Source organism: Stenotrophomonas sp. STEN035 (assembly GCF_056759935.1).
Genome location: NZ_JBRRDY010000036.1, coordinates 46,316 through 53,228, shown reverse-complemented (window position 1 = coordinate 53,228; position 6,913 = coordinate 46,316). Strand labels below are relative to the sequence as shown.

At 61.6% G+C, this 6,913-nt stretch carries 5 protein-coding genes; 3 read left to right on the top strand and 2 right to left on the bottom strand.

Translation table 11 applies throughout. The features are described from left to right. The first annotated feature begins 424 nt into the window (after window positions 1-424). The 3 genes from gyrA (at window position 425) to ACVOLL_RS17140 (ending at window position 5,496) form a co-directional block, all read left to right on the top strand. Window positions 425-3,124: a DNA gyrase subunit A gene (gene gyrA / locus ACVOLL_RS17150; RefSeq protein WP_481513991.1), complete on the top strand. Its 2,700-nt coding sequence runs from the start codon at window positions 425-427 to the stop codon at window positions 3,122-3,124. A gap of 251 nt (window positions 3,125-3,375) precedes the next feature. Further along, entirely contained in the window at window positions 3,376-4,995 is a 1,620-nt protein-coding gene (locus ACVOLL_RS17145) for an acyl-CoA synthetase (RefSeq protein ID WP_481513990.1), read from the top strand. Window positions 4,996-5,109: 114 nt separating this feature from the next. Beyond that, the gene (locus tag ACVOLL_RS17140; protein WP_481513989.1) at window positions 5,110-5,496 is read left to right on the top strand and encodes an energy transducer TonB; all 387 of its coding nucleotides are present in this window, start codon (window positions 5,110-5,112) and stop codon (window positions 5,494-5,496) included. Window positions 5,497-5,699: 203 nt separating this feature from the next. On the opposite strand, the gene ACVOLL_RS17135 is transcribed toward ACVOLL_RS17140, so the two are convergent. Together ACVOLL_RS17135 and ACVOLL_RS17130 are read right to left on the bottom strand one after the other, a co-directional pair. After that, entirely contained in the window at window positions 5,700-6,092 is a 393-nt protein-coding gene (locus ACVOLL_RS17135; protein WP_481513988.1) for a DUF3037 domain-containing protein, read from the bottom strand. After that, a complete protein-coding gene (locus ACVOLL_RS17130; RefSeq protein ID WP_481513987.1) occupies window positions 6,070-6,846 on the bottom strand; it encodes a HipA family kinase in 777 nt (258 codons plus the stop codon). Before ACVOLL_RS17130 ends, ACVOLL_RS17135 begins: the two co-directional genes overlap by 23 nt. Between the last annotated feature and the right edge of the window lie 67 nt (window positions 6,847-6,913).

Sequence of the window (6,913 nt, the reverse complement as noted above, 5' to 3'; positions counted from 1 at the left end):
TTGGGGGGTTGTTTCCCTGGTATTTTTGTAATGTTCGGCCCTCGCCATGGTGGGCAGGGGGCCTGCGCGTTAGGGCCTCAGCTGAGCTGGGCTCGGCTCTACAGGGAGCTCTTTGCCTTGTGGGAGCGGCGTAAGCCGCGAAGCTGACGGTGCTTGAGTCGAAGAGGGCTGTGGCCAGCTGGAGCTGTGGTTTTGCGGCTTACACCGCTCTTGCACGGGGCGCCGGTAAGGCCCCTGCCGAGCATGGCTCGGCACTACCCTATGGCTGTCTCTAAGTTCCTGATTTCTTCCGGTAAAAGCCCCTTAAGTGGCGGCGAAAAACCGGCGTTTGTGATAGACTCCGCAGGTTGATCCGAGTTTCCGGCAGGGCGGCCCGTCAAGGTGCCGCCAGCGGACGGGATCGCTACCTGACAACGGAACCCGAATGGCAGAAAACGCCAAGGAAATCATCCAGGTCAACCTGGAAGACGAGATGCGCAAGAGCTACCTCGATTACGCGATGAGCGTGATCGTCGGCCGCGCACTCCCCGATGCCCGCGATGGCCTCAAGCCAGTTCATCGCCGCGTCCTGTTTGCGATGAACGAGCTGGGTGCGCACAGCAACAAGGCGTACTTCAAGTCGGCGCGTATCGTCGGTGACGTGATCGGTAAGTACCACCCGCACGGCGATCAGTCGGTCTACGACGCGCTGGTGCGTTTGGCGCAGCCATTCTCGCTGCGTTACATGCTGGTGGACGGCCAGGGTAACTTCGGTTCGGTCGACGGCGACTCGGCAGCAGCAATGCGTTACACCGAGGCACGCATGTCGCGCCTGACGCATGAGCTGATGGCCGATATCGACAAGGAAACCGTCGATTTCCAGCCCAACTACGACGAAAAGGAACTGGAGCCGACGGTCATGCCGACCCGGTTCCCGAACCTGCTGGTCAATGGTTCGGCCGGTATCGCGGTGGGCATGGCGACCAATATTCCGCCGCACAACCTCACCGAAGCCATCACCGCTTGTATCGCGCTGATCGACGATCCGGCTATCGACGTTGACGGCTTGATGGAATACATCCCGGGTCCGGATTTCCCCACTGCCGGCATCATCAATGGCACCGCCGGCATCATCGCCGGTTACCGCACCGGTCGTGGCCGCGTGCGCATCCGTGCCAAGGCTGATATCGAAGTGGCTGACAATGGTCGTGAGTCGATCATCGTTACCGAAATTCCGTACCAGGTGAACAAGGCGCGGTTGATCGAGAAGATCGCCGAGCTGGTCAAGGAAAAGAAGCTCGAAGGCATCAGCGAGCTGCGCGATGAGTCCGACAAGGATGGCATGCGCATCTACATCGAAATCAAGCGCGGCGAGTCGGCCGAGGTTGTGCTCAACAACCTGTACCAGCAGACCCAGATGGAGTCGGTGTTCGGCATCAACATGGTGGCGCTGGTCGATGGGCGGCCGAAGCTGTTGAACCTCAAGGAAGTGCTGGAGGCGTTCATCCGCCACCGCCGTGAGGTTGTGACCCGCCGCACCATCTTTGAACTGCGCAAGGCGCGTGCGCGTGCGCACGTGTTGGAAGGCCTGACTGTTGCCCTGGCCAACATCGATGAAATGATCGAGTTGATCAAGACCTCGGCCAATCCGGCTGAAGCCAAAGAGCGCATGCTCTCCAAGGTGTGGCAGCCGGGTCTGGTTGGTGCGCTGCTGGGCGCCGCCGGCGCCGAGGCCTCGCGCCCTGAAGACCTGCCCAAGGGTATTGGTCTGGTCGACGGCAACTACCAGCTCAGCGAAGTCCAGGCCACGCAGATTCTGGAAATGCGTCTGCACCGCCTGACCGGGCTGGAGCAGGACAGGCTGACCGAAGAATACAAGCAGCTGCTGGAAGTCATTGCTGGCCTGATCCGCATTCTGGAAAACCCGGACGTGCTGCTGCAGGTCATCCGCGATGAGCTGGAAAGCGTGCGCGCCGAGTTTGGCGATGCGCGTCGTACCGAGATCCGTCACAGCGAAGAAGATCTGGACATCCTCGATCTGATCGCACCGGAAGACGTGGTGGTTACCTTGTCGCGTGCCGGTTACGTCAAGCGTCAGCCGGTCAGCGCCTACCGCGCACAGCGCCGCGGTGGCCGTGGCCGCAGTGCCGCCGCGACCAAGGACGAGGATTCGATCGAACAGCTGTGGCTGGTCAACACCCATGACACGCTGTTGACCTTCACCAGCTCGGGCAAGGTGTTCTGGCTGCCAGTGCATCAGCTGCCCGAAGCCGGTTCCAATGCACGTGGCCGGCCGATCATCAACTGGATCGCGCTGGAGAACGGCGAGCGCGTGCAGGCTGTGTTGCCGGTGCGCGAGTACGATGAAAACCACTTCGTGTTCTTCGCTACCCGCAACGGTACGGTCAAGAAGACCCCGCTGAGCGAGTTCGCATTCCGTCTGGCGCGCGGCAAGATCGCCATCAACCTCGATGACGGTGACGCGCTGGTCGGCGTCGGCCTCACCGATGGTGAGCGTGACATCGTGCTGTTCGCCTCCAACGGCAAGACCGTCCGCTTCGGCGAAGACAAGGTCCGCTCGATGGGCCGTACTGCCACCGGCGTGCGCGGCATCAAGATGCCCAAGGGCGAGGAAGTGGTCAGCCTGATCGTTGCCGAAAGCGCTGGCGGCGTTGAGGATGAGAATGAAGAGGACAACGGCGTGGAGGAAGTAGCAGTGGACGGCGGCGAGATCGTCGAAGCTGCAGACGATGCTGGTGTGCAGTACATCCTGACCGCGACCGAGAACGGCTACGGCAAGCGCACCCCACTGGCGGATTACCCGCGCAAGGGGCGCGGCACGCAGGGCGTGATCGGCATCCAGACCAGCGAGCGCAACGGCAAGTTGGTCAGCGCGGTGCTGCTGGGCACCGGCGATGAGGTGTTGTTGATTTCCGACGGTGGCACCTTGGTGCGTACCCGTGGTTCGGAGATTTCGCGCGTCGGCCGTAACACCCAGGGCGTGACCTTGATCCGTCTGTCCAAGGGCGAGAAGCTGCAGGCGGTTGAACGCCTGGATGCTTCGCTCGAGGCTGAGGATGAGGTGCTGGAAGATGATGCTGCAGGCACTGTGGAAGCAGTGGCACCGGCAGCGCCGGAGGCCTGATTCTCCGGGCTTTGCGTTTTGAAAAAGCGCCGGCATGCCGGCGCTTTTTTTGTGCTTTTGTCTGGTTTTATCAGCCAGGAGCTTCCCCTCCCCCCAACCCCTCTCCCGTAAACGGGAGAGGGGTTGGGGGGAGGGCAGGCTTCTAGCGAGCAATCCAGGACTCAGCCCCTGCGACTAATGTCGCAGCGACAAACACCGCCCGGCTGTCCGACTCTCTACCAGCAACGTCCTTGGAGAGGGAGAGGCCCCAGATGTATCAGGATCTTGGTCGCAACCAGGCCAACTACACCGCGCTGTCGCCGTTGAGCTTCCTGCGCAAGGCGGCAACCGTGCATCCGCGGCGCTTGGCAGTCATCCATGGTGAGCGCCGCCTAAACTGGGCGCAGGTTTACCAGCGCTGCCGCCGACTGGCTTCAGCCCTGCAGCAATTGGGCATAGGCAGGGGCGATACCGTCGCCGCGTTGCTGCCCAATACTCCGGCGATGATCGAGCTGCACTACGGGCCTGCGATGCTCGGCGCGGTGTTGAACACACTTAACACCCGGCTGGATGCGAAGACCCTGGCCTTCATGCTGGATCACGGTGAGGCGAAAATCGTATTCAGCGACCGTGAGTTCGCACCATTGATGGAACAGGCGTTGGCGCTGTGCAAGCAGCCGCCGCAGCTCATCGACGTCGATGATGCAGAGATCGAAAGCGGTGCGTTCCTTGCTGAGATCGAGTACGAAGCGCTGCTGGCCACTGGTGACCCGGACTTCGCATTCGAGCTGCCAGCCGATGAGTGGGATGCAATCACTCTGAACTACACCTCCGGTACAACTGGTGACCCCAAAGGCGTGGTCTACCACCATCGCGGTGCGTACTTGAATGCGGTGGCGAACATCATCGACTGGGGCATGCCGCAACACCCGGTGTATCTGTGGACGCTGCCAATGTTCCACTGCAACGGCTGGTGTTTCCCGTGGACCATGGCTGCGGTGGCCGGCACCCAGGTCTGCCTGCGCCGGTTTGATCGCAAGCGTGTGCTGGAAATGATGCGCGAACATGGCGTCAGTCATTACTGCGGCGCACCGGTTATTCACGCTGCGCTCGCGGCCGCGCCCGAAGAAAGTAAACAGGGCTTGGTCGGCATCAAGGGCCAGGTCGCAGGTGCAGCACCGCCGGCAGCAGTGCTGGAGGAAATGGAACGCATGGGCGTGGAGATCACTCACGTCTACGGACTGACCGAGGTCTATGGTCCGGCGTCGATCTGCCAGCCGCAGGCCGAATGGGCGCAGCTGCCGATTGCCGAACGTGCCGAGCTCAACAGCCGCCAAGGCGTGGCCTGCCTGTTGCAGGAAGACATGCAGGTGCTGGACCCGGAAACCCTGCAGCCGGTGCCGTGGGATGGCGTCAGCGTTGGCGAGATCATGTTCCGCGGCAACATCACCATGCAGGGTTATCTGAAGAATCCTCGTGCAACCGCTGAGGCTTTTGCTGGCGGCTGGTTCCATACCGGTGATCTGGCCGTGGTCCATGCCAATGGTGCAGTCAAAATCCGCGACCGCTCCAAGGACGTGATCATCTCCGGCGGCGAGAACATTTCGTCGCTGGAAGTGGAAGATGTGCTGTGCAGGCACCCGGCGGTGTTGGCGGCTGCGGTGGTTGCGCGGCCTGATCCGAAGTGGGGGGAAACGCCTTGCGCCTTTGTTGAGCTGAAGGAGGCCACGAACCTTGAAGCAATTGAAGCGCTCGCGCACTGCCGCCAGCACCTGGCAAGCTTCAAGCTGCCGCGGCGCTTTGTTTTCGGTCCGCTGCCGCGCACCGCTACGGGCAAAGTGCAGAAGTTCAGCCTGCGCGACGTGGCCAGGGAGCTGGTCGATATCGAGTGATGCTGCTTTCATGCAGGGCAGCAGATGTGCCGGAGCAGGTGGGGCGGCAAGGTACTTGCGGTTCGAGTCAAACGCTTCTAGAGTCCGGCCATATCCGCCAATTCAGGGAAGGTCATGCGCTCAAAGATTGTGGGTTTCATGTTGCTTGCTGTCGCGGTCACCGCCAGTCCGCTGGTCGTTGCAGGGAATGCCGAACCTTTGCAGCTCGCACCCGCTGAAGCCCTGAAGCTTTGGACCCCAAGTGGAGGGGAGTTTCATCCCCGGGTGCCAAGGGATCTAGGCAAGGTGGCGTTCGCGGAAGAAGTTACTGTTGCCTACACGGTAACCAAGCGCGGTCGAACCAAGGATGTCGAGGTGATCGAGGCGAAGCCGGCTGGCGCAAGCTCCCAATGGGCGATCAATGCCGTCAAGGCCATGCGTTTTGATCCCACCGAGAGCAATTCGGCGCGTCAACCGGTTCGTAGTCAGTTGTCGACGCGTTGGGATGGATCGGCACGCTAGAACTCACACTGAAATGATGAACAAAGCCGGGCGTTGCCCGGCTTTGTTGTGTGGCTGGCGTGCCTGTAGTGCCGAACCATGCTCGGCAGAGGCTTCACTGGCAATCCCAATGCCGAGCATGGCTCGGCACTACCGGTAGAGCACCAGCCGAGCATGGCTTGGCTCCACAGGCGTCGATATGACTGAGCGTTACGGCCGGCGACTCAGCGCGGTATACGCACCATGCGTTCCAGCAGGTGGTCGACGATTCCGGCTGGGTTGGCGGTGCGGCCTACGTGGGTCACCGAGGTCTGCACCACCGAACTGCGCTTGGCGGTCAGGAAATGGAAGCGGGCACGCGGTGGCAATTGTGCGATCGGCCCGGCGCTTGGCTCACCACGACAGATCGCGACGATGGCATCCAGCCACGGCCGCATTGCAGCCTGATCCAGTTGCGGCGCAAACGCCTGCAGACGCGCGACATCAATCTCGATCGCGGCTTGCAGGTGTCCTGCGCTGGGGCAGGAGACGATCACCCCCACGTTGATGAATTCCTCGCGCTCCACCCGCGGTACGACGCGGATGATGGCGTAATCATAGGTATGCAGCGTGGGCACGGATGGCCTCCTGTACGAAGGCTTCGCGCAATTGCAGGCGACGCTTCAAATAGCTGGCGTATGCCGAACGGTAGGCGGTCGAATCGACAAAGAATGGCTCGGTCTGCAACCAGCTGTCCGGAATCTGGGCGACGACGTCGTCGATGACCGCGTCGGTCAGCAATGGTGCCAGCGCCGTGTCGGCTTCGGCGATGCGAGCGGCGAACGGTAGCAACACGTGGTCCTTGATCAACACGAATGGCTTGCCACAGGCTTCGCCGGCGTTCTCCCAATCGTGGTGGAAGTACAGCGCCGCGCCGTGATCAATCAGATAGAGCTTGCGGTGCCAGACCATCAGGTTGGGATTGCGCGCGGTGCGATCGACGTTGCTGGTGTAGGCATCAAACCAGACGATGCGCGAGGCCAGTTCGGCGTCGGGTTGCATCGCAGCAGGATCGTAGTTGATTGCGCCGGGCAGGTAGTCGCTGCCCAGGTTGGTGCCCTCGCTGGCGCGGATCAGGTCCTGGATTTCCGGGTCGGGCTCGGTGCGGGCGAATTCGCGGTCCAGTTCAACCAAGGCGATGTCTGGCATCGGCAGGCCCAATAGCTGCGCAAGCCGGCCAACCACGAGTTCGGCAATCAGTGCTTTGGGGCCTTGGCCGGCACCACGGAACTTGATGACGTACATGCCATCGTCATCGGCTTCGATCACCGCTGGCAGTGAACCGCCTTCGCGCAGTGGTGTGATGTAGCGGGTGGCGTGAACGGTTTTCACGTGAATGTGCTGTCTGGAAGAAGGGCAAGCCTAGCGCAAAGCTGGCGCTCCCGGTGGTGTGGCTGAT